The sequence below is a fragment of the Citrobacter sp. Res13-Sevr-PEB04-36 genome, assembly GCF_015672735.1.
In the GTDB taxonomy this organism is placed as follows: domain Bacteria; phylum Pseudomonadota; class Gammaproteobacteria; order Enterobacterales; family Enterobacteriaceae; genus Citrobacter.
On record NZ_JADABY010000007.1, the window covers coordinates 140,167 to 165,893 of the forward strand.

General features: G+C 53.3%; 22 protein-coding genes, 1 pseudogene and 1 other annotated feature (1 of these 24 running past the window's edge). Of the genes and pseudogenes, 6 read left to right on the forward strand and 17 right to left on the reverse strand.

Annotation, left to right across the window (positions count from 1 at the left end; translation table 11 throughout):
• Positions 1-62: 62 nt before the first annotated feature.
• The 7 genes and pseudogenes from rihC to IMQ48_RS02445 all read right to left on the reverse strand — a co-directional run bounded on the left by rihC (position 63) and on the right by IMQ48_RS02445 (position 7,073).
• Positions 63-977 (reverse strand): ribonucleoside hydrolase RihC, encoded by a 915-nt coding sequence (gene rihC / locus IMQ48_RS02415; protein ID WP_196207761.1) that lies wholly within the window; start codon positions 975-977, stop codon positions 63-65.
• Positions 978-1,042: 65 nt separating this feature from the next.
• Positions 1,043-1,993 carry a 4-hydroxy-3-methylbut-2-enyl diphosphate reductase gene (gene ispH / locus IMQ48_RS02420; protein ID WP_115259499.1) on the reverse strand — a complete coding sequence of 317 codons (951 nt, stop codon included), beginning with the start codon at positions 1,991-1,993 and terminating at the stop codon, positions 1,043-1,045.
• Between the two features lies 1 nt (position 1,994).
• Positions 1,995-2,444, reverse strand: a complete 450-nt coding sequence (gene fkpB / locus IMQ48_RS02425; protein WP_096758362.1) for an FKBP-type peptidyl-prolyl cis-trans isomerase — start codon at positions 2,442-2,444, stop codon at positions 1,995-1,997.
• 117 nt (positions 2,445-2,561) lie between these two features.
• Positions 2,562-3,059 carry a signal peptidase II gene (lspA, locus tag IMQ48_RS02430; RefSeq protein ID WP_196207762.1) on the reverse strand — a complete coding sequence of 166 codons (498 nt, stop codon included), beginning with the start codon at positions 3,057-3,059 and terminating at the stop codon, positions 2,562-2,564.
• On the reverse strand, positions 3,059-5,875 hold the full coding sequence (gene ileS / locus IMQ48_RS02435) for an isoleucine--tRNA ligase (RefSeq protein WP_196207763.1): 2,817 nt from the start codon (positions 5,873-5,875) through the stop codon (positions 3,059-3,061). Before ileS ends, lspA begins: the two co-directional genes overlap by 1 nt.
• A 37-nt stretch (positions 5,876-5,912) precedes the next feature.
• A complete protein-coding gene (ribF, locus tag IMQ48_RS02440; RefSeq protein WP_196207764.1) occupies positions 5,913-6,851 on the reverse strand; it encodes a bifunctional riboflavin kinase/FAD synthetase in 939 nt (312 codons plus the stop codon).
• A 7-nt stretch (positions 6,852-6,858) separates the two neighbouring features.
• Positions 6,859-7,073, reverse strand: a pseudogene (locus IMQ48_RS02445) (DUF2575 domain-containing protein).
• Between the two features lie 105 nt (positions 7,074-7,178).
• Here IMQ48_RS02445 and rpsT point away from each other — a divergent pair.
• Positions 7,179-7,442 (forward strand): 30S ribosomal protein S20, encoded by a 264-nt coding sequence (gene rpsT, locus IMQ48_RS02450; RefSeq protein ID WP_003018940.1) that lies wholly within the window; start codon positions 7,179-7,181, stop codon positions 7,440-7,442.
• A 59-nt stretch (positions 7,443-7,501) separates the two neighbouring features.
• On the opposite strand, the gene nhaR is transcribed toward rpsT, so the two are convergent.
• The 4 genes from nhaR to dnaK form a co-directional block, all read right to left on the reverse strand.
• The gene (gene nhaR / locus IMQ48_RS02455) at positions 7,502-8,401 is read right to left on the reverse strand and encodes a transcriptional activator NhaR (protein WP_196207766.1); all 900 of its coding nucleotides are present in this window, start codon (positions 8,399-8,401) and stop codon (positions 7,502-7,504) included.
• A gap of 38 nt (positions 8,402-8,439) precedes the next feature.
• Positions 8,440-9,606, reverse strand: coding sequence for a Na+/H+ antiporter NhaA (nhaA, locus tag IMQ48_RS02460; protein WP_196207767.1), 1,167 nt, complete (start codon positions 9,604-9,606; stop codon positions 8,440-8,442).
• A gap of 210 nt (positions 9,607-9,816) precedes the next feature.
• Complete coding sequence (gene dnaJ / locus IMQ48_RS02465; RefSeq protein WP_196207768.1) at positions 9,817-10,950, reverse strand: molecular chaperone DnaJ; 1,134 nt, start codon at positions 10,948-10,950, stop codon at positions 9,817-9,819.
• Positions 10,951-11,036: 86 nt separating this feature from the next.
• Entirely contained in the window at positions 11,037-12,953 is a 1,917-nt protein-coding gene (gene dnaK, locus IMQ48_RS02470) for a molecular chaperone DnaK (protein WP_196207769.1), read from the reverse strand.
• A 382-nt stretch (positions 12,954-13,335) separates the two neighbouring features.
• Between dnaK and IMQ48_RS02475 the strand changes: the two genes are divergently transcribed.
• The 3 genes from IMQ48_RS02475 (at position 13,336) to satP (ending at position 15,203) form a co-directional block, all read left to right on the forward strand.
• Complete coding sequence (locus tag IMQ48_RS02475) at positions 13,336-13,740, forward strand: DUF2541 family protein (RefSeq protein ID WP_196207770.1); 405 nt, start codon at positions 13,336-13,338, stop codon at positions 13,738-13,740.
• A gap of 34 nt (positions 13,741-13,774) precedes the next feature.
• Complete coding sequence (gene msyB / locus IMQ48_RS02480) at positions 13,775-14,488, forward strand: acidic protein MsyB (RefSeq protein ID WP_196207771.1); 714 nt, start codon at positions 13,775-13,777, stop codon at positions 14,486-14,488.
• Between the two features lie 148 nt (positions 14,489-14,636).
• Positions 14,637-15,203, forward strand: coding sequence for an acetate uptake transporter (gene satP / locus IMQ48_RS02485; RefSeq protein WP_196207772.1), 567 nt, complete (start codon positions 14,637-14,639; stop codon positions 15,201-15,203).
• A gap of 34 nt (positions 15,204-15,237) precedes the next feature.
• Here satP and IMQ48_RS02490 read toward each other — a convergent pair whose 3' ends face one another.
• From IMQ48_RS02490 to tal, 3 genes are all read right to left on the reverse strand, one after another.
• Positions 15,238-16,545 carry an MFS transporter gene (locus tag IMQ48_RS02490; RefSeq protein ID WP_196207773.1) on the reverse strand — a complete coding sequence of 436 codons (1,308 nt, stop codon included), beginning with the start codon at positions 16,543-16,545 and terminating at the stop codon, positions 15,238-15,240.
• 124 nt (positions 16,546-16,669) lie between these two features.
• Entirely contained in the window at positions 16,670-17,257 is a 588-nt protein-coding gene (gene mog / locus IMQ48_RS02495; protein WP_196207774.1) for a molybdopterin adenylyltransferase, read from the reverse strand.
• A 110-nt stretch (positions 17,258-17,367) separates the two neighbouring features.
• The gene (tal, locus tag IMQ48_RS02500) at positions 17,368-18,321 is read right to left on the reverse strand and encodes a transaldolase (RefSeq protein WP_196207775.1); all 954 of its coding nucleotides are present in this window, start codon (positions 18,319-18,321) and stop codon (positions 17,368-17,370) included.
• A 274-nt stretch (positions 18,322-18,595) separates the two neighbouring features.
• Between tal and IMQ48_RS02505 the strand changes: the two genes are divergently transcribed.
• Both IMQ48_RS02505 and yaaA read left to right on the forward strand, forming a co-directional pair.
• Positions 18,596-20,026 carry a sodium:alanine symporter family protein gene (locus IMQ48_RS02505; RefSeq protein ID WP_196207776.1) on the forward strand — a complete coding sequence of 477 codons (1,431 nt, stop codon included), beginning with the start codon at positions 18,596-18,598 and terminating at the stop codon, positions 20,024-20,026.
• 77 nt (positions 20,027-20,103) lie between these two features.
• Positions 20,104-20,877 carry a peroxide stress protein YaaA gene (gene yaaA / locus IMQ48_RS02510; protein WP_196207777.1) on the forward strand — a complete coding sequence of 258 codons (774 nt, stop codon included), beginning with the start codon at positions 20,104-20,106 and terminating at the stop codon, positions 20,875-20,877.
• Positions 20,878-20,980: 103 nt separating this feature from the next.
• Here the strand turns inward: yaaA and thrC are convergent, their stop codons facing one another.
• From thrC to thrA, 3 genes are read right to left on the reverse strand one after another with little or no spacing between them, the layout of a single operon-like run.
• Positions 20,981-22,267 carry a threonine synthase gene (gene thrC, locus IMQ48_RS02515; protein ID WP_196207778.1) on the reverse strand — a complete coding sequence of 429 codons (1,287 nt, stop codon included), beginning with the start codon at positions 22,265-22,267 and terminating at the stop codon, positions 20,981-20,983.
• Complete coding sequence (thrB, locus tag IMQ48_RS02520) at positions 22,268-23,200, reverse strand: homoserine kinase (protein WP_196207779.1); 933 nt, start codon at positions 23,198-23,200, stop codon at positions 22,268-22,270.
• A 1-nt stretch (position 23,201) separates the two neighbouring features.
• Positions 23,202-25,664, reverse strand: a complete 2,463-nt coding sequence (gene thrA / locus IMQ48_RS02525) for a bifunctional aspartate kinase/homoserine dehydrogenase I (RefSeq protein ID WP_196207780.1) — start codon at positions 25,662-25,664, stop codon at positions 23,202-23,204.
• 23 nt (positions 25,665-25,687) lie between these two features.
• Positions 25,688-25,727 (reverse strand) — a sequence feature (Thr leader region); it runs 87 nt beyond the window's last position.

The following is a 25,727-nucleotide window of genomic DNA, read 5'->3' on the forward strand; positions in this document are numbered from 1 at the left end:
ATTAGCAGATTAATCGATTAACCTTCTAATTCTGTCTGCATATTGCGGGCCGGATCACAGCCTCACGGTGCCAGTGCCAGCACCTGTGCCACCCAGTGCTGGAAGCCTTCAACATCCAGCCCCAGCGCCACCTGGGCATTCGACGGTTGACCTAATCGCCCTTCGATATCCACCACCGTCGTCCCGGAGGTATATTCCCCCTGGGTTTCCACCGCCACAAAGCAGGGTTGGAGCGTAAACAGATCCGGGCGGACCAGCCAGGCAATAGCGCAGAGATCGTGCATGCGCAGCCCGGTGTTCATGCTGCCGCTACGATAATGGCTGAACAGCGCGTGCAGCATTTTCCCCGTCTGATTCAGCGCGGGCAATGTTGCCAGGTACTCTGGTGCGAGCATCGCCTGATTAGTCACATCCAGCCCGCACATCACTATCTCCAGCCCGCTCTGAAAAACTTTCGCGGCGGCCTCGGGATCGATAGCAATATTAAACTCGGCGTTTGGCGTGAAGTTCCCGCGTCCGGCTGAACCGCCCATCATCACCAGACGGTGAATATTGAACACGCATTCAGGATAGTGGGTAAGCAGTAACGCAATATTGGTTAACGGACCAATTGCCACCAGCGTAACGGGCTGCGGGGCATGCATCAGCGCATCACGAATTGCCTGGAAAGCGGGTTTCGCCAGCAGCTGCCGATTATGTTCAACGAAATCATACCCTGCCATACCGGACTCACCGTGTACTGAAGCCGCATCACGCAGCGGCCGCACCAGTGGCATAGCTGCCCCCTGCGCCAGCGGAATATCCGCATTCCAGAAGTGCAGCAACTGCAACGCATTACGGGTGGTTTTTTCCACCGACACGTTGCCTGCCACCGTGGTCATCAGTTGCAGATCCAGCTCAGGGGCAAACAGTGCAGCGGCAATCGCCGCCGCATCATCAATGCCGGGATCGGTATCAAGTATGATAGGTAAGCGCATGGTTTCTCCAAAAAAAATGCCAGACGTTAAGTCTGGCATCTTCTCATAATCATGACGCGAAAGAGTTACTCTACTTCACGAACATCCACACGCAGCTCTTTCGGTACTTCGAACACGATGTTCTCTTCACGGCCTTCCAGTGGGATAGCATCTCCACCGCCGAGCTCCTGCAGACGGACAATCACGTTCTGTACCAGAATATCCGGCGCGGAAGCCCCGGCCGTCACGCCGACGCACGCCGCGTCTTTCACCCAGGCTTCCTGGATATCGGTCGCATCGTCAATCAGATACGCGGCCTTGCCCATACGCTGGGCCAGTTCTGCCAGGCGGTTGGAGTTCGACGAGTTTTTCGAGCCAACCACCAGTACCACGTCCGCTTGCTCCGCCAGGGCACGAACCGCTTCCTGGCGGTTGGTGGTGGCATAGCAGATATCGTCTTTACGCGGCCCGACGATTTTCGGGAAGCGTTGGCGCAGGGCATCGATAACATCAGAGGTATCGTCAACCGAGAGCGTGGTCTGGGTCATGAAGGAGAGCTTACCTTCATTTTTGACATTCAACGTCAGAACGTCTTCCGGTGATTCCACCAGGTACATCCCCCCCTGCGGGTTGCTGTACTGGCCCATCGTACCCTCAACCTCCGGGTGTCCGGCGTGACCAATCAGAATCGACTCTTCGCCACGGCGGCTGGCGCGCGCGACTTCCATATGCACTTTGGTCACCAGCGGGCAGGTCGCATCAAAGACCGTGAGGTCGCGGCCTTTGGCTTCGTTACGCACAGCCTGAGACACACCGTGGGCGGAGAAAATCAGGATCGCGCCATCCGGCACTTCACTGATTTGCTCAATAAAAATAGCGCCGCGCTCGCGCAGGCTATCCACCACATAGCGGTTATGTACCACTTCATGACGGACATAAATCGGCGCGCCGTAAATAGCCAGCGCGTTTTCCACAATGCTGATAGCGCGGTCTACGCCAGCGCAAAATCCGCGCGGGTTAGCCAACAGGATCTGCATTTTACGCCTCCAGTGCCGGTTCGACTTCCAGCACTTCAATATCAAAATGAACGGTATGCCCGGCCAGCGGATGGTTGAAGTCAACCGTGATGGAATCACCGTTGATTTCGCGGACAACGCCAGGCATCTCACTGCCGTCCATTGCGGTAAAGAGCATGATAGCGCCAATTTCTGGCTCACCCGCGTCCATAAACTCCCGACGCGAGAAATACTGAATGAGGTCCGGGCTTGATACGCCAAAAGCGGCGTCCGGCTCCAGGGCAAAAGTGGTTTTATCGCCCTCTTTTAACCCCAGCAGGTGTTGTTCTAGTCCTTCAGACAGAGAACCGTCACCCAGGCGAAACAGCGCTGGCTTGCCGTTACTGCGGGTTGACTCTGCGGTGGAGCCATCGTCGAGCTTTAAGGTGAAGTGCACCAGCACCGCACTGTTACTCTGTACTGATTTAGACATGCAGATTGCTCTTTAAAAGTGCTGCCGCCTGTTTGCCCGGTGGCGCTACGCTTACCGGGCCTACAAGATTCGCAGTAGAGTGTAGGCCGGATAAGCATAGCGCCATCCGGCACATTTTTATGCGGCTTTTTTCTCTTTCGACGGTAAGAAGCCTTCCAGCACAATCAACGCCGCACCGATACAAATCGCCGTATCGGCAAGGTTGAAGGTGGCGAAATGCCAGTCACCGACGTAAAAGTCAATCATATCCACGACAAAGCCGTGCCACAGGCGGTCAAACAGGTTGCCCAACGCACCGCCAATGATTAACGCATACGCGATGTTATTCAGCTTCTGCGTCGCCTTAGAGCGATACATCATCACCGCCAGGATGACGCAGATACCGATTGCGATACCAGCAAAGAACCAGCGTTGCCAGCCACCGCTGTCGGCTAAGAAGCTAAACGCCGCGCCATAGTTACGCGCATAGTGCAGATTCAGTGACGGGAACAGCGACACCGTATCCCCCAGAGCAAAATTCTGGAGGATCAGGTACTTGCTGCCCAAATCAATAATCAGCACGACTACCACCAGCCACAGCCAGCGGAGTCCTGTTGAACAAAGAGGCTGACTCATCAGGCAAACTTACGTTGTTCGCCATCACCGGCGATGTTGCTGACACAGCGTCCGCAGATCTCTGCGTGTTCCGCCACCTGACCCACGTCGGTCGTGTAATGCCAGCAGCGCGGGCATTTCTCGCCTTCGGCTTTGCTCAGGGCGATTTTCAAGCCTTTGAGCAGTTCACTCTGCTGAGCATCAGCCGGTGCTGCGGCATAGTCCGCAACAACCGCACCGGAGGTCAGCAGAACAAAGCGCAGTTCTTCGCCCAGCGCGGTCAGCCTGGCAGCCAGTTCAGGTTCAGCGTACAGGGTCACTGCCGCTTCCAGAGAACCGCCCACTTTCTTGTCTGCACGTGCCTGCTCGATGACCTTGTTCACTTCGCCACGCACTTTCAGCAGCTCGTCCCAGAACGCGTCGTTCATCGCTTCGGTATCGGCCAGGCCAAACAACCCTTGATACCACTCACCGGTGAAGACGTACTTCTCGCGGGAGCCCGGCAGGTAGCCCCAGATTTCATCCGCGGTGAAGGACATGATCGGCGCCATCCAGCGCACCAGCGCTTCGGCAATATGATACAGCGCGGTCTGGCAGCTACGACGCGCCACGCTGTCCGCTTTCGCGGTGTACTGACGGTCTTTAATGATGTCGAGGTAGAACGAACCCATTTCGACGGAGCAGAAACGCATCAGGCGCTGTACCACTTCGTGGAAGTCATAGGCTTCGTAGGCTTTGAGGATTTCGTCCTGTGCCGCTTGCGCACAGCCCACAGCCCACCGGTCCAGCACTACCATCTCTTCCGGTTTCACCATGTCTTTTACCGGATCGAACCCGTTCAGGTTCGCCAGCAGGAAGCGCGCGGTGTTACGGATACGGCGATAGCTGTCGGCAGCACGTTTCAGGATTTCGTCAGAAACGGCCATTTCACCGGTATAGTCGGTAGACGCCACCCACAGGCGCAGAATATCCGCACCCAGCTTGTTCATCACGTCCTGCGGAGAAACGGTGTTACCGATGGACTTGGACATCTTGCGACCCTGACCATCAACGGTGAACCCGTGGGTCAGTACCTGACGGTACGGCGCTTTGCCCTTCATCGCGGTGGAGATCATCAGCGAAGACATGAACCAGCCACGATGCTGGTCAGATCCTTCCAGATACATATCTGCCGCGTGACCCGAAAACTCAGGGCGCACGTCGACAACGGATGAATGGGTAGAGCCAGAGTCGAACCATACGTCCAGGGTATCCGGTACTTTGACGTACTGGTCGGCTTCATCACCGAGAATATCTTTTGGATCGAGATCCCACCACGCCTGGATGCCGTCAACTTCAACGCGTTTAGCCACTTCTTCCATCAGTTCGATGGCGCGCGGATGCAGTTCTTCAGTGTCTTTGTGGACAAACAGTGACATCGGCACACCCCACGTACGCTGACGGGAGATACACCAGTCAGGACGGTTGGCAACCATCGATTCAATACGCGCCTGGCCCCAGTCAGGGATCCACTGCACGCCTTTGATCTCTTTCAGCGACTGCGCACGCAGGCCTTTCTGATCCATGCTGACAAACCACTGCGGAGTGGCACGGAAGATGATCGGTGACTTGTGACGCCAGCAGCACGGATAGCTATGCTGCATCTTCTCAACGTGCAGCAATGCACCTTTTTCAGTCAGCAGCGCCACGACAACATCGTTCGCTTTGAAGACGTTAACGCCATCCAGGGTCGGGTACGTGCCCGGCAGATAGGTACCATCTGGCCCTACCGGGTTTGCGACTTCCAGGCCGTATTTCTGACCAATCACGTAGTCATCCGGACCGTGGCCTGGTGCGGTATGTACCGCACCGGTACCGGCATCCAGCGTCACGTGATCGCCAAGAATAGCCGGAACATCGAAGCCCATGAACGGATGGGTAAAGCGCAGCAGTTCCAGCTCCGCGCCTTTTACTGTGCCGAGAATAGTGTAATCCGCCGCGCCGAGGCGCTGCATCACACTTTCGACCAGATCTTTCGCCAGAATCACAGCCTGGCTGTCAATCTGCACCAGCGCATAGTCAAAATCAGGGGCCAGAGAGATCGCCCGGTTAGCCGGCAGGGTCCACGGGGTGGTGGTCCAGATAACCAGGGAGATCGGGCCGTTGACGTCAGACACGCCAAATTTCGCTTTCACCGCATCCTGATCGGCGGCGTGGAACGCAACGTCGATAGACGGGGAGGTTTTGTCGTAATACTCAACTTCCGCTTCCGCCAACGCGGAACGGCAGTCTACGCACCAGTGCACCGGCTTCGCGCCTTTATGCAGGTGACCGTTGCCGATGATTTTGCCCAGCGCGCGGATGATGTTGGCTTCGGTTTTGAAGTCCATCGTCAGGTACGGCTTCTGCCAGTCGCCCAGCACACCCAGACGGATAAAGTCTTTACGCTGACCGTCAACCTGCGTTGCAGCGTATTCACGGCACTTGGCACGAAACTCTGCGGCAGTGAACTTCTCGCCCGGCTTGCCGAATTCTTGCTCTACTTTCAGTTCGATAGGCAGGCCATGACAGTCCCAGCCTGGAACATACGGTGAGTCATAACCGGAAAGTCCTTTGGACTTCACGATAATATCTTTCAGAATCTTGTTAACGGAGTGACCAATATGAATGCTGCCATTCGCATAAGGAGGGCCATCATGCAGAATAAAGGTTTTTTTGCCTTTTTTAGCCGCACGAATGATGCCGTACAGGTCATCATCGGTCCAACGCGCCAGCATTCCCGGTTCACGCTTGGCGAGATCGCCGCGCATCGGGAACCCTGTTTCCGGCAAATTCAGGGTTGATTTATAGTCACTCATCAGATTCTCGGTTCCGTATTTAAAACTCGTATAGGCGTTAAGCCGGTTTTGATAGCCCAAAAAATTCGCGGGCAGTTAACTCATCACGCGCAATCTGCGCTTTTAGTTCATCCAGCGAGGCAAATCGCTGTTCACTGCGTATTTTTTTACGCAGCACTACATCTATATGGCGACCATAGAGGTCCATTACAACGTCCAGTAGATGCACTTCTAACTGCTGGCGTACGCCTGCCACCGTTGGACGGGTACCAATATTCGCGACTCCGGGTAAAGGCGTGTCGCCCAGTCCCATCACTTCAACCGCATACACCCCTTTCACCGGAGAAACCAGGCGACGGAGAGGGACATTGGCCGTCGGAAAACCGATGGTACGCCCTAATTCGTCGCCGTGTACCACCCGTCCTGAAATGGTATACGGATGGCCCAGTAAGCTTTCGGCCAGCAGCAGATTATCGTCAGCCAACGCCTGGCGCACGGCGGTGCTGCTAATTCGCACCCCACCCTCACAGAAAGTCTGCGTGCTGGTGATATCGAAGCCATACTCCGCGCCCGCTTCCTGTAATAACAAGAAATCGCCCGCACGGCTAGCGCCAAAGCGGAAATCATCACCTACGGCAAGAAATTGTACGCCAAGGCGCTTAACCAGCAGGTCGCTGATAAAGTTCTGCGCCGTTAATGCGGCAAAACGCCGGTCAAAACGCACGCACAGTACGTAATCCACGCCGCATTCCGCCAGATAACGCAGCTTTTCCCGCAAGCGAGTCAGTCGTGCTGGTGACTTTTGGGTCGCAAACAGCTCTAGCGGCTGCGGCTCGAAAATCATCACCACCACCGGTAAATTTCGTTTGCGTCCTTCTTCCTGTAAGCCCTGCAGCAACGCACGATGACCACGGTGCACGCCGTCGAAATTACCAATAGTCAGCACACACCCATGCGGGGCCTGGCTGAGATTATGTATGCCTCGTATCAGCTTCATGTCTGGCTCAAAACAGTGAAAATCGTGAAAGTATACCCTGTACCGCGGTCAACGTTAACCGGCGATTGGCGCTGTGAAACAGAAAGAAGATTGTTTTCATTACTATGAAACAAATAGATGCCTTCACTGACCACCCAATTCAACTTTTCTCGTGGAAAAGCTGTATTCACAACCCGCAAGCTGGTAGAATCCTGCGCCATCACTACGCAACGAGTGCTGCAATTTAAACGGCGCTTATTTGCACAAATCCATTGACAAAAGAAGGCTAAAAGGGCATATTCCTCGGCCTTTGAATTGTCCATATAGAACACATTTGGGAGTTGGACCTTGGCTAATATCAAATCAGCTAAGAAGCGTGCCGTTCAGTCTGAAAAGGCCCGCAAGCACAACGCTAGCCGTCGCTCTATGATGCGTACTTTCATCAAGAAAGTATACGCAGCTATTGAAGCTGGCGACAAAGCTACTGCACTGAAAGCATTTAACGAAATGCAACCAATCGTGGATCGTCAGGCTGCTAAAGGTCTGATCCACAAAAACAAAGCTGCACGTCATAAAGCAAACCTGACTGCACAGATTAACAAACTGGCTTAATCGCCTGCTTGTTGTCGCTTTGTGAAAAAACCCGCGCAAGCGGGTTTTTTTATGTCTTTTTACTTACTCCCCGGCGCAAACAATGCCGAGTAGTTAGCATTGCAAATGCGCTGCACCGCCGGATGCTGGATCATCCTCTCGGCAAAAATAGCATGGTACTCCTCCATCACATTCTCCACGCGCCCAATCTCAATGATCGAGTCATCAGCGTAGAAATTGTTCGAATAGAGCGTAGGGGCGACGAAAATAGCATTATGCGTAGCGCCAAAGGCTTTCATTAATGCGGCATCGTCAAACTCCCCGAGAATCTCAACGTTCAGTCCCTGCGAGTTAATCCAGTTCAGCAGCTTACGCCCTAGCATTGAGCGACGCCCTGGTATCAGTAAACGCCGCTCCTCAAGACAGGCAGGAAACGGCTGCTCCGGTAGCGGGTTGGTGCACCAAAAGCTCACACAACACTCGCCAATTTTCACAGAGAACAGCCCTTCCTGCTGCGTTGAGTCGATCGGGCAGTCGGAGATAATCATATCCAGCTTGTGCTGGCTGAGTTGCTCCAGCAGCATCTCATGCGTTGATTCAAAGCAGCGCAGGTGAATTTGTTCATCTTTCACCACGGCGGCGTCAAGCACACTGCTAACCAGCTGTTTAGACAACGCATCCGCCACGCCCACATCAAACAGCAAGTTAGACTCTTTACGGTAGTTCACGATATCCAGCATCTCCTGGCTTAAGGTGAACATTTTGTCCGCATAACGAAAAACCAACTCGCCTAACTCGCTGGGTTCCAGACCTCGCCCTTTACGCTTAAACAATTTCCCTTGTAAGCGCTCCTCAAGCGCTTTGATCTGCCCGGTAATAGTTTGCGGTGTCAGATAAAGCGCTTCTGCGGCCCCCACCACCGAACCTTCTTTATACACATGCCAGAAGTAATACAGGTGGTTGTAATTTATATGAGACATACTCTCTCCCTGAAAATTGTCACCAAAGGGTTATCGGCTCAGACTGACGCGTTCAAGCGGGTACGCAGCCAGCTATAACCGATTACCGCCGACAGCAGAGAACCAATCAGGATCCCCAGTTTCGCCCAGTTAATCAGTTCCGGATCAACGTTACCAAACGCCAGGCTGGCGATGAAAATCGACATCGTAAAGCCAATGCCGCACAGAATACCCACCGCCATGATTTGCTGGAAGTTCGTGCCTTCAGGCAATTGCGCTACCTTGAGGCGTAACGCCAGCCAGCAGAACAGGCTGATCCCCAGCGGCTTACCGATAAGCAGGCCAGCAATAATCCCCAGTGGCAGGATGGAGGTCAGTCCATCTAACGTCACGCCCTGCAGTGGAACCCCCGCATTGGCGAAGGCAAACAGCGGCAGGATCAGATAGGCTACCCACGGATGCAGAACATGCTCCAGACGTTTCGCCGGAGAACGGCCATGCTTTTCCTTCAGCGGGATAAAGAAACCGACAATCACACCCGCCAGCGTCGCATGCACACCTGACTTCAGCACTGCAGTCCACAGCACTGCGCCTACCAGGATATAAATACCGGTACGTCTGACACCACACAGATTCAACGCCGCCAGAATGAGGATAGCGAACGCGGCAACCCCCAACGACAGCAGGGAGAGATCGCTGGTATAGAACAGTGCGATGATCACAATCGCGCCAAGATCGTCGATAATCGCCAGCGCCATCAAGAAGATTTTCAGTGCCAGCGGAACGCGACTACCCAACAGCGCCAGTACGCCGAGCGCAAAAGCGATATCCGTTGCCGCTGGGATTGCCCATCCTTCACGGGTGATGGGGTCAGCATGGTTGAATGCCAGATACAGCAACGCCGGGACGATCATGCCACCAATCGCGGCAATAACCGGAAACGCCGCCTGTCGCAGACTGGCCAGCGATCCCTGCATCAATTCGCGCTTAACTTCCAGACCAATCAGCAAGAAAAACACCGCCATCAACGCATCGTTGATCCACAGCAGCATATTTTTATTGATCTCAAGCGCGCCCACCCGCAGTTGAACCGGGGTCTCCAGAAAGTCGTGGTACCATCCACTGGTTATACCGATGTTGGCCATCAACATTGCGACTACCGCAGCGATGATCAAAATAATGCCTCCCGAGGCATCGCTACTAAAAAAACGATGTAGATGTTTCACTTTTATTCTCTCTATTGGGTGAATACTTCGTAATTACTATCTTACTCCGCATAACTCATCGTTAATATTAGATTATTCATGATGAATAATTCGGTTTTTACGAGTTAATGATTTTGAAAAGTATCGTCCCTGTTCAGGACGGATCGAAATAAATAAAAAAAGCCTGAGACTCTTCAGTCCCAGGCTTTTTGTCAAATTTATGGCGGTAAATTAGCGCGTCAGATCGTCAAAGAATTTCTTCACGCCGTCGAAGAAGCTTTTAGAACGCGGGCTGTTTTGCTCACCCGTCGGGCCGCCAAAACTGTCCTGCAGATCTTTCAGCAACTGTTTCTGCTTGTCGTTCAAACCAACCGGGGTTTCAACCACCACGCGACACAGCAGATCGCCCTGAGCACCACCGCGAACCGATTTAACGCCTTTGCCACGCATACGGAAAAGTTTACCGGTTTGCGTTTCGCCAGGGACTTTTAACTTCACGCGACCGTCCAGCGTCGGGACTTCAATCTCGCCGCCCAGCGCAGCCATCGCAAAGTTGATCGGTACTTCACAGTACAGGTTATTCCCTTCGCGTTCGAAAATCGGGTGCTGTTTCACCTGCACCTGAACGTACAAATCGCCTGCCGGTGCGCCATGCTCACCCGCTTCGCCTTCACCAGACAAACGGATACGGTCGCCGGTATCAACCCCTGCCGGGATTTTAACGGACAGTGTTTTGCTCTTCTCTACGCGGCCATGCCCGTGACATTTGTTGCACGGATCTTTAATCAGCGTACCGCGGCCCTGACAGTGTGGACAGGTCTGCTGTACGGCAAAGAAGCCCTGACGCATCTGCACCTGACCGGAACCGTGACAGGTCGGACAGGTCTGCGGCTGAGTGCCAGATTTAGCACCGCTGCCGTGGCAAACGTCACACTCTTCCAGCGTAGGAATACGGATCTCTTTGGTGACGCCACGCACGGCTTCTTCCAGAGTGAGATCCATGTTGTAACGTAAATCCGCACCACGTGAGGCGCGCTGACGGCCACGACCACCGCCAAAGATATCGCCAAACACGTCACCAAAGATATCGCTGAAGTCAGCACCGCCGCCGAAACCGCCGCCGCCGCCCATACCGCCTTGCTCAAACGCCGCATGGCCGTACTGATCGTAAGCCGCGCGTTTTTGCGCGTCGGTCAGGATCTCGTAGGCTTCTTTGATCTCTTTGAATTTGGCTTCGGCCTCTTTATCACCCTGGTTACGGTCCGGGTGAAATTTCATGGCCAGGCGCTTATAGGCCTTTTTGATTTCACGCTCTTCCGCTGTTTTGGAAACGCCCAAAATCTCGTAATAGTCTTGCTTAGCCATCTCTTTTTATCTGCCCCTAACATGCGTGCACGGGCGGAGAGGAAACCTCTTCGCCCGTGCCAGTGTTTTACCCGTTCAAAGGGCGATTATTTTTTGTCTTTCACTTCTTCAAACTCAGCATCGACAACATCGTCATCTTTTGCGTTGTTCGCGGAAGCATCAGCTGAACCCGCCTGCTGCTGTGCATGCTGCTGCTGAGCGATTTCCATCAGTTTCTGGGAAACATGTGCCAGCGCCTGCATTTTCGCTTCGATATCTGCTTTGTCTTCGCCTTTCAAAGACGTTTCCAGCGCAGTCAGAGCGGACTCAATAGCGGTTTTGTCGTCAGCCGGCAGTTTATCACCAGCTTCTTCAACCTGCTTACGAGTGCTGTGCAGCAGATGGTCACCCTGGTTACGGGTCTGAACCAGCTCTTCAAACTTACGGTCAGATTCTGCGTTCGCTTCTGCTTCACGAACCATTTTCTGAATTTCTTCTTCGTTCAGACCAGAAGACGCCTTGATGGTGATCTTCTGCTCTTTACCACTGTTTTTATCTTTCGCAGAAACGTGCAGGATACCGTCAGCATCGATATCGAAGGTCACTTCGATCTGCGGCATACCGCGCGGTGCCGGGCTGATACCATCCAGGTTAAACTGACCCAGATCTTTGTTATCAGCAGCACGTTTACGTTCACCCTGCAGCACATGGATGGTTACCGCAGACTGGTTGTCTTCAGCGGTAGAGAACACCTGGCTGTGCTTGGTCGGGATAGTGGTGTTTTTCGCGATCAGCGGAGTCATCACGCCGCCCATGGTTTCGATACCCAGAGACAGCGGGGTAACGTCCAGCAGCAGTACGTCTTTAACATCACCGGTCAATACACCACCCTGAACAGCAGCACCGATTGCCACGGCTTCGTCCGGGTTAACGTCTTTACGCGGTTCTTTACCAAAGAACTCAGCAACTTTCTTCTGTACCATCGGCATACGAGTCTGACCACCGACCAGGATAACGTCCTGAACGTCAGAAACAGACAGACCAGCATCCTGCAGAGCAACTTTCAGCGGCTCGATAGAACGGTTAACCAGGTCTTCTACCAGGCTTTCCAGTTTCGCACGAGTCACTTTGATGTTCATGTGTTTCGGACCAGACGCATCTGCAGTAATGTACGGCAGGTTAACGTCGGTCTGCTGCGCAGAAGACAGCTCAATTTTTGCTTTCTCTGCGGCTTCTTTCAGGCGCTGCATAGCCAGCGGGTCGTTACGCAGGTCAATGCCCTGATCTTTCTTAAATTCATCAACGAGGTAGTTGATCATACGGCTATCGAAGTCTTCACCACCGAGGTGGGTATCACCGTTGGTTGCCAGAACTTCGAAGGTTTTTTCACCGTCAACTTCGTCGATTTCGATAATAGAGATATCGAAAGTACCACCACCGAGGTCGTAAACCGCGATAGTACGGTTGCCGACTTCTTTGTCCAGACCGTAAGCCAGCGCAGCAGCGGTCGGTTCGTTGATGATACGTTTAACTTCCAGACCTGCGATACGACCAGCGTCTTTAGTTGCCTGACGCTGAGCATCGTTGAAGTAAGCAGGTACGGTGATAACCGCTTCAGTTACCGGCTCGCCCAGGTAATCTTCAGCCGTTTTCTTCATTTTTTTCAGCACTTCAGCAGAGATCTGCGGCGGTGCCAGTTTCTGACCTTTTACGTCAATCCATGCATCACCGTTGTCAGCACCGATGATTTTGTACGGCATGATGGCTTCATCACGCTGTACTTCTTCGTCCTGGAAGCGGCGGCCAATCAGGCGTTTAATCGCAAACAGGGTGTTTTGCGGGTTTGTCACTGCCTGACGTTTAGCCGGCTGACCAACCAGAGTTTCACCATCCTGGGTATAAGCAATGATAGAAGGCGTGGTGCGATCGCCCTCGGCGTTCTCCAGCACACGTGCAGTAGTGCCATCCATAATCGCTACACAAGAGTTGGTAGTACCCAGGTCGATACCAATAATTTTACCCATCTAAACGTCTCCACTAAAAATTCTGTCATCAGGTGGTTGTGAATCTGTAATAAGGGCGAAACGTGCTGTTTCAACTACCCTGAATCGTTTTTTTTCAGACTCACCACTGCGGTTGTCTACAAGATGGGGTCGTAACCCACTTCATCAAGGGGGGAATGAAAATTTTTTTTAGCCTTGTGGCAATAAAATCACAGAAAAAAGGCTAAAAGATAAAAAATGAATAGTTGCCAACCAGAATTAATTCGCGCCATCAATTTAATAAGTAAAGTTATTCACATAAAAATTGTAATAAAAAGAAAAGATTACGAGCATGAATCGTTTTTCCGACGGCGGTAAGATGGTCTGAAGTCACACACTTTTGCAGCCGTCAAAGAGAAATCCCATGAAATCCACGTTAACCCTTTCCGCCAGCCTGTTTATGGGCCTGCTGCTGAGCAGCGCCGCGCACGCTAACGATCATAAAGTTTTGGGTATGATTGCCATGCCCCGTAATGAAACCAACGATCTGACCCTAAAACTTCCCGTTTGTCGCGTGGTGAAACGCATTCAACTCACTGCCGATCATGGTGATTTACAGCTCAGTGGCGCATCTGTTTATTTCAAGGCTGCCCGCATGTCCAGCCAAAGTCTGAATGTGCCTTCCTCCATCAAAGAAGGGCAAACGACCAACTGGATCAACATTAATAGTGACAACGACAATAAGCGCTGCGTCAAAAAAATCACCTTCTCCGGCCATACGGTGAACTCCTCTGATATGGCGACGCTGAAAATCATCGGCGACGACTAATTCCGCACACTTTTATTCAGAAGCCATAGAAAACATGAATGTCACGTATTTGAATGACGACGACCTCGACTTTCTTCAGCATTGTAGTGAGGAGCAACTCGCCAATATTACCCGCCTGCTCACGCATAATGAAAAAGGGAAAGCCCGTCTGTCGAGCGTACTAAACCACAACGATTTATTTAAATCGATGGAAGGACACCCGGAACAACATCGCCGCAACTGGCAGCTGATTGCCGGCGAGCTTCAGCATTATGGCGGCGACAGCATTGCCAATAAACTCCGCGGCCATGGAAAACTGTATCGGGCGATTTTGCTGGATGTTTCGAAGCGTCTGAAGCTGAAAGCCAACAAAGAGATGTCCACATTCGAAATTGAACAATATCTGCTGGAACACTTTTTACGTAATGCCTGGCAAAAAATGGATGCGGAACACAAGCGGACCTTTTTACAGGCCGTTGATGCAAAAGTCTCTGAACTGGAAGAACTTTTGCCACTATTAATGAAGGACCGTCATCTGGCGACAGGTGTATCTCACCTGCTCTCCAGCCAGCTTAGCAAGATCCTAAGAACACACGCCGCCGTCAGCGTCATCGGACACGGATTACTGCGTGGAGCCGGACTTGGCGGCCCGGTCGGCGCCGCATTAAACGGGGTTAAAGCGGTGAGCGGCAGCGCCTATCGCGTGACGATTCCGGCGGTACTTCAAATCGCCTGCCTGCGCAGAATGATCGCCCACGCGCAAGCGTGATGCCCATCACAGGGAAAATAATTCATTTTCCCTTCGTTAGATCATAGACAGTGCCCTCTCCCCTGATTATCATGCCGCGCCCCGAAGTCTATGATCGTTTTTCGGGGAAATTATTTCACCATTCAATCAATGATGATTTTGAGGAATTATGGGCAACACTAAGTTGGCTAATCCGGCACCGCTGGGCCTGATGGGCTTTGGCATGACCACCATTCTGCTTAACCTGCATAACGCGGGTTTCTTCGCCTTTGACGTTATTATTCTGGCGATGGGAATTTTCTACGGCGGCATCGCGCAAATTTTTGCCGGACTGCTGGAATACAAAAAAGGCAATACCTTCGGGTTAACCGCTTTTACGTCCTACGGTTCTTTCTGGCTGACTCTGGTTGCGATCCTGATCATGCCTAAAATGGGTCTGGCGGATGCAACAAATGGCCAGTTCCTGGGCGTGTATCTGGGACTGTGGGGCGTGTTCACCCTGTTCATGTTCTTCGGCACGCTGAAAGCAAACCGCGCATTGCAGTTTGTCTTCCTGAGCCTGACCGTGCTGTTTGCCCTGCTGGCTGTGGGTAACATTGCAGGTAACGAAGCCATTATCCATGTTGCTGGCTGGATTGGCTTAGTGTGTGGCGCAAGCGCCATTTACCTGGCGATGGGTGAAGTGCTGAACGAACAGTTTGGCCGCACCATCCTGCCGATTGGTGAAATGCACTAATCTTCCATTATCCCCCCGCAAGGGGGGATAATCCTTACAGACGCTGTAATGCTTCCTCAACGTCCGTATCACGATGATAAATATCCTGTCGTAGCCAAATTCCCAGCCCTAACCCCACCAGCGAAAGTGCCAGCACATACCAGGCCGGAGCCATCGGCGACACGCTCATCAACATCGTTACCGCGACTGGCGTCAAACCACCGAAAATGGCATATGAGACGTTATAGGAAAAAGAGATACCGGTAAAACGGACTTCCGCCGGAAACGCCCGCACCATCACGTATGGCACCGCGCCGACCACGCCAACGCACAGCCCGACCAGACCGTACAACAGGAACAGGTGCTCAGGATGACTGCCGGTCAGGTGATAGAAAAACCAGCTGGAACAGGCCAGCAGCAGGCTGCCAACAATAAAGGTTTTGCTGGCACCTGCTCTGTCGACCACAAATCCAGCCAGCAGGCACCCGATGCACAGCATAATGGTGGCCACGCTGTTGGCCTGTAATGTCAGTGCAGGAGCGAAACCATACTGTTTTTGCAGCCAGACAGGTGACATCAGGATCACCACCACAATCCCAGCTGAAAGCAACCAGGTCAGCAGCATCGACACCACCACCGCTTTTTTATGTTTACTGACGACCGACTTCACCGGCAGTTCTTGCGCCAATGCTTTACGCTGCTGCATCTCAAGAAAGATCGGCGTCTCCTGCAGCCAGCGGCGCAGATACATTGCTATCAGCCCAAATGCGCCCCCCAGCAAGAAAGGTATACGCCAGCCGTACTCATGCACCGCTTGCTGCGTCAGGCTGGTATTCACCAACGTGGCCACCACCGAGCCCAGTAGAATCCCCACCGTTAACCCGGCAGTCAGCGTTCCGCAGGCAATGCCGATACGGCGCTCCGGCACATGCTCGGCAACAAACACCCACGCCCCCGGCACTTCTCCCCCAATGGCTGCTCCCTGCAAAATACGCATCATCAATAGCAACAGCGGGGCCAGGATCCCCATCGAGGCATACGTCGGCAGCAGACCTATCGCCAGCGTCGGTATCGCCATCAATAAAATGCTCAGAGTGAACATTTTCTTACGCCCAACCAGATCGCCAAAATGCGCCATGATGATGCCGCCTAATGGGCGCGCCAGATATCCTGCGGCAAAAATACCGAAGGTTTGCACCTGACGTAGCCATTCGGGGATGTCTGCGGGGAAGAACAGCTCACCCACAACGGCGGCAAAGAAGACAAAGATAATAAAATCATAAAACTCAAGCGCCCCGCCGAGAGCGGCGAGCGAAAGGGTTTTATAATCCTGGCGATTCAGTGGTCGAGAATGTTGTGACATAGCAAACCATGCGTCAGTGGAGTGATTGAAGGTGCTTAGCGATATATGTAAATCAAAAATTACTATATCGTAAACAATTCAATACTCCACCGGCATTACGCTTTATGTCACGAAAAGGCTACTTTCAGGTATTTGTATCGCGTATCGCGCTTTTAGGCCGAAAAGATGCTACTACAGCGGGAGCAGTTTCCACATACGGCCCATCCAGCAGCTGTATACAATATGGTACACTTGCGAAAATACCCGCCACGATAACGTTACCGTCAGCGTCTTTCACCCCCTCCAGCGTTTCTTTGATCGACTTCGGCTGGCCTGGCAGGTTGAGGATCAGCGCCTGCTTGCGAATAACCCCAACCTGACGGGAGAGGATCGCCGTCGGCACAAAGTGCAGGCTAATCTGGCGCATTTGCTCACCAAAGCCGGGCATCTGCCTGTCGGCCACCGCCAGCGTAGCATCAGGAGTGACGTCGCGACGTGCTGGGCCAGTGCCACCAGTGGTTAGCACCAGGTGGCAGCTCATTTCATCAACCAGTTCACACAACGTTTGTTCAATGATCGCCTGCTCGTCCGGGATCAGTCGGGTTTGCAATTCAAAAGGGGTTGTCAGGGCAGACGCCAGCCACTCTTCGAGTGCGGGGATACCCTTATCCTGATAAACGCCGCTGGAGGCACGGTCAGAAATAGAAACTAAGCCAATGCGTAAAGTGTTCATGATTATTCCGTTTAAACAGTCTCGTTAAACAGAATGATACACTGCGAAGGGAAGGACAGACAGGTTTCAGAAGAGGTAGCGTGACCCCTGTCAGGGCCACGCTAAGATGATTACAGCAGATCGCCGATCATTTTTTCCAGTTTGCCCTGGTCTACAGCAAACTTACGGATACCGTCCGCCAGTTTGTCTACAGCCATCGGATCCTGGTTGTGCTGCCACAGGAATTCGGCTTCGGTGATACGCGCAGGACGTGCTTTCACTTCGCCAGAGAAGGACAGTTTACGTTCGAGAGCGCCTTCGCTTTCTGCCAGCTCTTTCAGCAGTGCCGGGGCAATCGTCAGACGATCGCAGCCCGCCAGCTCAATGATTTCGCCGACGTTACGGAAGCTTGCGCCCATCACCACGGTTTCGTAACCGTGCTGTTTGTAGTACTCATAGATTTCCGTAACGGAAACCACACCCGGATCTTCTGCCGGTGCGTACTCTTTCTTGTCAGTATTGGCTTTGTACCAGTCCAGAATACGGCCAACAAACGGAGAAATCAGGTACACGCCTGCTTCTGCACATGCGCGCGCCTGCGCGAAGGAGAACAGCAGAGTCAGGTTACAGTTGATGCCTTCTTTTTCCAGCTGCTCCGCGGCACGGATACCCTGCCAGGTGGAAGCCAGTTTGATCAGAATGCGATCGTTGCTGATGCCAGCATCGTTGTACATTTTGATCAGGCGTTTCGCTTTCGCGATAGATGCCTCGGTGTCGTAGGACAGGCGAGCGTCAACTTCAGTAGAGATACGACCCGGGACCAGCTTCAGGATCTCCAGACCGATATTTACCGCCAGTTTGTCCGTCGCGTCGACGACTTGCTGCGCGCGATCGTTGCTCTGCTGCTTAGCCCAGGCCACAGCGTCATCAATCAGCTTGCGGTATTCTGGGATCTGCGCTGCGTTAAGAATGAGAGAAGGGTTAGTTGTGGCATCCTGAGGCTGATACAGCTTCATTGCCGCGATGTCTCCGGTGTCGGCCACTACAGTGGTGAACTGACGAAGGGAGGTCAATTTGTCCGTCATGATAGCGTTTCTCTTTAAACAGCTTGTTAGGGGGATGTAACCGATCTTTCCTGATGATAGCACGACGCACTCTCAGCGCAACCGCCGGGAGTACCTCACTTACCGTTCAGCCCTGATTACGCATCTCAGAGCCCATTGTGCGCAATTAAAGAGTCGAGCTGATGTTATGGTAAACTCCCTCTATCATTCTCATTACAAGGTTTATACTGTTCGATAATTGGTAGCGCTTACACGGGGATATTAGCGCGTACCGGCATCAACAAGAGGGATGTTAATGCCTGATTTTTTCGTATTTATTAATGAAATATTGTGGGGCTCGGTGATGATCTACCTCCTGCTTGGCGCAGGATGTTGGTTCACTTACCGTACCGGGTTCGTCCAGTTCCGCTACATTCGCCAGTTTGGCAAAAGTCTTAAAAATAGCATCAGTCCGCAACCGGGTGGTTTAACCTCATTTCAGGCACTGTGTACCAGTCTCGCCGCCCGTATCGGCAGCGGTAATCTGGCGGGCGTTGCTTTGGCCATCGCCGCAGGGGGTGCTGGCGCCGTCTTCTGGATGTGGGTCTCGGCGGTGATCGGTATGGCGACCTCATTTGCCGAATGCTCACTCGCCCAACTGTATAAAGAGCGCGACAGTAAAGGTCAGTTTCGCGGCGGACCCGCGTGGTATATGGCGCGCGGGCTGGGCATGCGCTGGATGGGCGTTCTGTTTGCTATCTTTTTACTCATTGCCTATGGTTTTATTTTTAACAGTGTCCAGGCGAACTCGGTGTCGCGTGCGCTGGAGTTTGCTTTCGACATTCCGCCTCTCGCGTCTGGTATCTCGCTGGCGTTACTGTCTTTACTGGTTATCATTGGCGGTATTAAAGGCGTTGCCCGCCTGATGCAATGGTTCGTGCCATTAATGGCCCTGCTGTGGGTCGGCAGCAGCATCGCCATCTGCCTGTGGCATATCGGACAGATCCCTGAGGTCATTGTCACTATCGTGAAAAGTGCGTTTGGCTGGCAGGAAGCCGCCGCCGGCGCTGCCGGCTATACGCTAAGCCAGGCCATTGCCAGCGGCTTTCAACGCGGTATGTTTTCTAATGAAGCGGGACTGGGCTCAACCCCTAACGCAGCCGCCGCAGCAGCGTCATGGCCTCCGCATCCCGCCGCACAAGGCATTGTGCAGATGATTGGTGTGCTGGGCGATACGTTGATTATCTGTACGGCCAGCGCAATGATTATTCTACTGGCAGGCAATGGCACCACGTACGCCCCAATGGAAGGTATTCAGTTGGTCCAGAAGGCCATGGTAACGCTCACGGGTGAATGGGGTGCCGGGTTCGTTGCACTGATTGTGGTTCTGTTTGCCTTCAGCTCTATTGTCGCCAACTACATTTATGCAGAAAATAATCTGATCTTTTTGAAGTTAGACAATATGCGCGTCATCTGGGTTTTGCGTATCTCCACCGTCTGCACCGTGATCGGCGGAACATTACTCAACCTTTCGCTGGTGTGGCAGCTCGCCGACATTATCATGGCCTGCATGGCCATCACGAATCTGACGGCAATTTTGCTGCTTTCCCCGGTTGTCCATACCCTTGCCAGCGATTACCTGCGCCAGCGAAAACTCGGCGTGCGGCCGGAATTTAATCCGCAGCGTTATCCTGATATCAGACAACAGCTTGCACCTGATGCCTGGGATGAACCGCCGCGCAGCTAGCGCGGCAATCACAACCATCGATCAATTCTGTCGTTTTTTTTGCTACAGTCGCAGTAAATCTCCCGCAAGGACTGGATATGCTGATTCTGATTTCACCTGCAAAAACACTCGACTATCAAAGCCCACTGGCCACTACGCGTTATACGCTGCCCGAGTTGCTGGATCATTCCCAGCAGTTGATTCACCAAGCGCGTCAGCTTTCAGCGCCGCAGATTGGTAAGCTGATGGGAATTAGCGACAAACTGGCGGACCTGAACGCCACCCGCTTCCACGACTGGCAGCCTGATTTCACGCCCGACAATGCGCGCCAGGCTATTCTGGCGTTTAAAGGCGACGTCTACACCGGGCTGCAGGCAGACACTTTCAGCGAGGCCGATTTTGATTTTTCCCAGCGGCATTTACGCATGTTGTCCGGGTTGTACGGCGTGCTGCGCCCGTTGGATCTGATGCAACCTTATCGCCTTGAGATGGGCATTCGCCTCGCCAATACCAAAGGTAAAGATCTCTATCAGTTCTGGGGAGATATCATTACTGACAAGCTGAACGAAGCGCTGGAAGCACAAGGCGACAGCGTGGTAATTAACCTCGCCTCGGATGAGTATTTTAAATCCGTGAAACCGAAAAAACTGAACGCGGAGCTGATCAAACCGGTCTTCCTCGACGAGAAAAATGGCAAATTCAAAGTGATCAGTTTCTATGCTAAAAAAGCGCGTGGTCTGATGAGCCGCTATATCATTGAAAACCGCTTAACCCAGCCAGAACAGCTGACCGCCTTTAACAGCGAAGGCTATTTCTTTGATGAAGAGGCTTCCGGTAAAGGCGAACTGGTGTTTAAACGTCACGAGCAGTAATGAAAGAGGCCGGATGGCGGCTAATGCCTTATCCGGCCTACGACACAAAACGAACGCCCGTAGGCCGGATAAGACGCGCCAGCGTCACCATCCGGCACAATAATTACCCGCGGGTCATCATCAGCTGACGCAGCGCGGCAAAATCAGCCGGCAGATGATGTGACAGCAGCGGCAAGTCCGCACGCTCCGCCAGCTCTTTTGGTAGATCCAGCGTCACATCAAGGATCTGCTCAACGCTTTCTTTAAACTTCGCCGGGTGCGCGGTCCCGAGGAACAGGCCATATTCGCCTGGATTCAGTTGATCACGCAGCGCACGGTAAGCCACCGCAGCATGCGGCTCAGAGGTGTAGCCAATCGCCTGCAGCTCACGCATCGTTTCCTCTGTGGTCGCATCGTCAACAGCCGCATAGCCCAGCTCGTTCAGACGCCAAATTTTACGGCGGAACAACTCTTCCACGCGCGGCCAGTTGTTCGGCTGGCTGACATCCATGGCATTCGATAAGGTCGCCTGGGTGGCTTTTGGCTCCCACTCACCTTCTTCAAGGAAACGCGGAACCGTATCATTGACGTTGGTTGCCGCGATAAAGCGCTTCACCGGCAGACCGAGTGATTTTGCCAGCAGTCCGGCGGTCAGATCGCCAAAGTTGCCGCTCGGTACAGAAACCACCAGCTGATTACGCGCCTCCTGCGGCAGTTGCGCCACAGCCTCGAAGTAGTAGCAGATTTGAGCCAGCAAACGGCTGATGTTGATCGAGTTAGCCGAGTTTAACCCCAGTGCCACCTTCAGTTCTTCGTCATCAAACGCCTGTTTCACCAGCGCCTGGCAGGCATCAAAATCGCCGTCAATAGCAACAGTTTCAATGTTTCCGCCCAGCGTACAGAACAGTTTTTCCTGTAACGGGCTGATTTTACCGTTCGGATAGAGGATCACCACACGTACATTTTTCAGGCCATAAAAGGCATGCGCAACCGCCGCCCCGGTATCTCCGGAAGTGGCCGTCAGGATGGTCACCGGCTTGTCGCCGCTGATGTGCGTCAGCATCTGCGCCATAAAGCGCCCGCCAAAATCTTTAAAGGCCAGCGTCGGGCCGTGGAACAGCTCCAGACAACCAACATCGCTCGTCACCTGAGCAACCGGTGCAGGGAACGCAAACGCCGCACGCACACGCTCTGCGAGGACGTCGTGCGCAATTTCATCACCAATAAAGGCGGACAGGATCTTTGCGCTGCGGCTGACAAAATCCAGCTTCAGCATTTCATCGATTTCGGTCAGGCTAAATTCCGGCAGATCGTGCGGAAAAAATAACCCCTGTTTTCTACCCAACCCTTGGGTGACAGCCTGCGCGAAACTGACCTGCTCGTTATGATCTTTTAGATTATAGAGTTTCATTTATTTTCCCAGTACCCGTGCGCCCGCCGTGTCCAGCCGGCAAATATGAACAAAGCCTTCCTGATTTTGCAGGTAATTTTTATCCAGCCAGTCTGCAACCCGCTGCGCCGTATCCGGTTTATCGCACAGGGCAAACAGCGTCGGTCCAGAACCGGAGATGCCGCTGGCCACCGCACCGATTTCCGCCACCGCCTGACGCGCCTGGCTGAAGCCGGGCAGCAAGCGGGTACGGTATGGCTCGGCAATCACATCTTTCATCAGCTTTGCTGCTAACCCTGGCTGACGGGAATAACAGGCATGAATGAAGCCCGCCAGATGTCGCCCATGGGCGATGCAGTCCTGACGACGGTATTGCGCCGGTAAAATCGCCCGCGCTTCAGCCGTGGAAACCTTAATGCCCGGATAGGCCAGCACCCACAACCACTCATCAAAGCCTGGCACCTGCTGGCTGATAATGCCGTTTTCTTCAATCATCAATTGCATACCGCCCAAAAAGCACGGTGCCACGTTATCGTAGTGAACACTGCCGGAGATACGCCCTTCCAGCTCGCCCATGATTGCCAGTAAGCGCGTATCGTTGAGCGGTTTGCCACAGTACTCGTTCATTGCCACCAGCGCAGCAACGACAGAACAGGCGCTGGAACCTAAGCCGGAGCCAATCGGCATATTTTTTTCCAGCGTCATCGTCACCGGAACAGCTTTCCCCAGCTCCTGACAGAATCGCTCCCAGCACTGGTAGACGATATTTTCCCGCGGCTCTGACGGCAGTTTGCTCGCAAATCTCCCCAGATTTTTGAGACTAAAGCTATCGGCTGCCTCCACAGAGACAACATCGCCTAACAAAGAACCATCCACCGGCGTGACCGCCGCCCCGAGCACATCAAACCCGACGCTCATATTGGCACTGGAAGCCGGGGCATAAACTCTCACCATGTTAAACTCCTAACTTCCATGAAAGGGTACGCAGCAAGTCGGCAAAGACACCCGCCGCCGTGACATCATTACCCGCACCGTAACCACGTAGTACCAGCGGCAATGGCTGGTAGTAGTGACTGTAGAACGCCAGCGCGTTTTCGCCATTTTTCACTTTAAACAGCGGATCGTTACCATCCACTTCGGCGATTTTTACCCGACACACGCCGTCCTCTTCGATATTGCCAACATAGCGCATGACTTTCCCCTCATCACGGGCTTTCGCCACGCGAGCGGCAAACGCATCATCGAGCTGCGACAGCTTAGCCATAAACGCAGAGACGTCGCCGGAATCATCAAAGTCTTGCGGTAACACCGGTTCAATAACAATATCTGCAAGCTCCAGCTCACGGCCGGTTTCACGGGCGAGGATCAGCAGCTTACGCGCCACATCCATCCCGGAAAGATCGTCGCGCGGATCGGGTTCGGTATAGCCCATTTCGCGTGCCAGCGTGGTGGCTTGCGAGAAGCTCATGTCTTCATCCAGTTTGCCAAAAATAAACGACAGTGAACCGGACAGAATCCCCGAGAAGCGTTGCAGTTCATCGCCTGCACTAAGCAGGTTTTGCAGGTTTTCGATAACCGGCAAGCCCGCGCCAACGTTGGTGTCGTAGAGGAATTTACGCCGGGACTTCGCGGCGGCAAAACGCAGCTGATGGTAGTAATCCATCGACGAGGTGTTGGCCTTTTTATTCGGCGTGACCACGTGGAAACCTTCGCGCAGGAAATCGGCATACTGATCCGCCACGGCCTGGCTTGAGGTACAGTCCACAATCACCGGGTTAAGCAGGTGGTATTCTTTCACCAGGCGAATTAAGCGACCGAGGTTGAAGGGTTCTTTGGCTTCCGCCAGCTCCGCCTGCCAGTTTTCCAGATTCAGACCGTGAACATGGGTCAGCAGGGCCTTCGAGTTCGCCACCCCGCAAACGCGTAAATCAATATGCTTGCTCTTCAGCCAGGTTTGTTGCCGCTTAAGTTGTTCAAGCAGCGCAGACCCGACGCCACCGACGCCTATCACAAAGACTTCGATCACCTGATCGGTATTGAACAGCATTTGATGCGTCACACGCACGCCGGTGGTAGCATCATCATTGTTCACCACCACCGAAATAGAGCGCTCAGACGAGCCCTGGGCGATGGCCACGATATTGATGTTGGCACGCGCCAGCGCGGCAAAGAATTTCGCCGAGATACCACGCAGCGTACGCATACCGTCGCCAACCACTGAGATGATCGCCAGACGCTCAGTGACCGCCAGCGGCTCCAGCAGCCCTTCTTTCAGCTCGAGGTAGAATTCATCCTGCATCGCACGCTGTGCACGCGCACAGTCACCCTGCGGGACGCAGAAGCTGATGCTGTATTCAGAAGACGACTGGGTGATCAGCACCACCGAAATCCCGGCACGAGACATCGTGGCAAACACACGGGCCGCCATGCCAACCATCCCTTTCATTCCCGGGCCCGACACGCTGAACATCGCCATATTGTTGAGATTCGAAATGCCTTTTACCGGCAGATCATCTTCATCGCGGCTGGCGCCAATCAGCGTACCCGGCGCTTGCGGGTTACCGGTATTTTTAATCAGGCAAGGGATCTGGAACTGGGCAATCGGGGTAATGGTGCGCGGGTGAAGCACTTTGGCGCCGAAATAAGACAGCTCCATCGCTTCCTGGTATGACATTGACTTCAGCAGTCTGGCATCAGGCACCTGACGCGGGTCGCAAGTATATACGCCGTCAACATCCGTCCAGATCTCACAGCAGTCTGCACGCAGGCAGGCGGCCAGTACGGCGGCGGAGTAATCAGAGCCGTTACGCCCCAGCACCACCAGTTCACCTTTTTCATTCCCGGCGGTAAAGCCTGCCATCAACACCATATGGTCTGCAGGAATACGGCTGGCGGCGATACGACGTGTAGACTCAGTAATATCAACGGTAGATTCGAGGTAATGACCCACCGCTAACAGTTTCTCGACCGGATCAATAACCGTCACTTTGTGGCCACGCGCTTCCAGCAGCCCGGCCATAATTGCGATCGACATTTTTTCACCACGACAGATAAGCGCGGCGTTGATGCTGTCCGGACACTGTCCCAGCAGGCTGATACCGTGCAGGACATGTTTGATTTGGGCAAATTCTTGTTCAACAAAAGCTTTGAGCTGCGCCAGTGGAAAACCGGGCTGTACCGCGGCAAGACCGACCAAAAGCTCAGAGAAAATACGTTCGGCGTCACTGATATTGGCTAAAGCGTCCTGACCACCGATGGTCTTCTCAATCATCGCCACCAGATGGTTAGTGATTTTTGCCGGGGCAGAGAGGACGGTCGCAACCTGCCCCTGCCTGGCATTGCTTTCCAGAATATCGGCAACCCGCAGAAAGCGCTCTGCATTTGCCACTGATGTACCGCCGAACTTCAACACTCGCATGGTTTACCTCGTTGCCTCTGGTCGAAAAAAAAGCCCGCACTGTTTAGGTGCGGGCTTTTTTCT

What these genes read in the sequence shown, in the direction of transcription:
- rihC (WP_196207761.1), bottom strand. Translation starts at nt 977, where the DNA reads ATGCGCTTACCTATCATACTTGATACCGATCCCGGCATTGATGATGCG.
- ispH (WP_115259499.1), bottom strand. Translation starts at nt 1,993, where the DNA reads ATGCAGATCCTGTTGGCTAACCCGCGCGGATTTTGCGCTGGCGTAGAC.
- fkpB (WP_096758362.1), bottom strand. Translation starts at nt 2,444, where the DNA reads ATGTCTAAATCAGTACAGAGTAACAGTGCGGTGCTGGTGCACTTCACC.
- lspA (WP_196207762.1), bottom strand. Translation starts at nt 3,059, where the DNA reads ATGAGTCAGCCTCTTTGTTCAACAGGACTCCGCTGGCTGTGGCTGGTG.
- ileS (WP_196207763.1), bottom strand. Translation starts at nt 5,875, where the DNA reads ATGAGTGACTATAAATCAACCCTGAATTTGCCGGAAACAGGGTTCCCG.
- ribF (WP_196207764.1), bottom strand. Translation starts at nt 6,851, where the DNA reads ATGAAGCTGATACGAGGCATACATAATCTCAGCCAGGCCCCGCATGGG.
- nhaR (WP_196207766.1), bottom strand. Translation starts at nt 8,401, where the DNA reads ATGTCTCATATAAATTACAACCACCTGTATTACTTCTGGCATGTGTAT.
- dnaJ (WP_196207768.1), bottom strand. Translation starts at nt 10,950, where the DNA reads ATGGCTAAGCAAGACTATTACGAGATTTTGGGCGTTTCCAAAACAGCG.
- dnaK (WP_196207769.1), bottom strand. Translation starts at nt 12,953, where the DNA reads ATGGGTAAAATTATTGGTATCGACCTGGGTACTACCAACTCTTGTGTA.
- IMQ48_RS02475 (WP_196207770.1), top strand. Translation starts at nt 13,336, where the DNA reads ATGAAATCCACGTTAACCCTTTCCGCCAGCCTGTTTATGGGCCTGCTG.
- msyB (WP_196207771.1), top strand. Translation starts at nt 13,775, where the DNA reads ATGAATGTCACGTATTTGAATGACGACGACCTCGACTTTCTTCAGCAT.
- satP (WP_196207772.1), top strand. Translation starts at nt 14,637, where the DNA reads ATGGGCAACACTAAGTTGGCTAATCCGGCACCGCTGGGCCTGATGGGC.
- IMQ48_RS02490 (WP_196207773.1), bottom strand. Translation starts at nt 16,545, where the DNA reads ATGTCACAACATTCTCGACCACTGAATCGCCAGGATTATAAAACCCTT.
- mog (WP_196207774.1), bottom strand. Translation starts at nt 17,257, where the DNA reads ATGAACACTTTACGCATTGGCTTAGTTTCTATTTCTGACCGTGCCTCC.
- tal (WP_196207775.1), bottom strand. Translation starts at nt 18,321, where the DNA reads ATGACGGACAAATTGACCTCCCTTCGTCAGTTCACCACTGTAGTGGCC.
- IMQ48_RS02505 (WP_196207776.1), top strand. Translation starts at nt 18,596, where the DNA reads ATGCCTGATTTTTTCGTATTTATTAATGAAATATTGTGGGGCTCGGTG.
- yaaA (WP_196207777.1), top strand. Translation starts at nt 20,104, where the DNA reads ATGCTGATTCTGATTTCACCTGCAAAAACACTCGACTATCAAAGCCCA.
- thrC (WP_196207778.1), bottom strand. Translation starts at nt 22,267, where the DNA reads ATGAAACTCTATAATCTAAAAGATCATAACGAGCAGGTCAGTTTCGCG.
- thrB (WP_196207779.1), bottom strand. Translation starts at nt 23,200, where the DNA reads ATGGTGAGAGTTTATGCCCCGGCTTCCAGTGCCAATATGAGCGTCGGG.
- thrA (WP_196207780.1), bottom strand. Translation starts at nt 25,664, where the DNA reads ATGCGAGTGTTGAAGTTCGGCGGTACATCAGTGGCAAATGCAGAGCGC.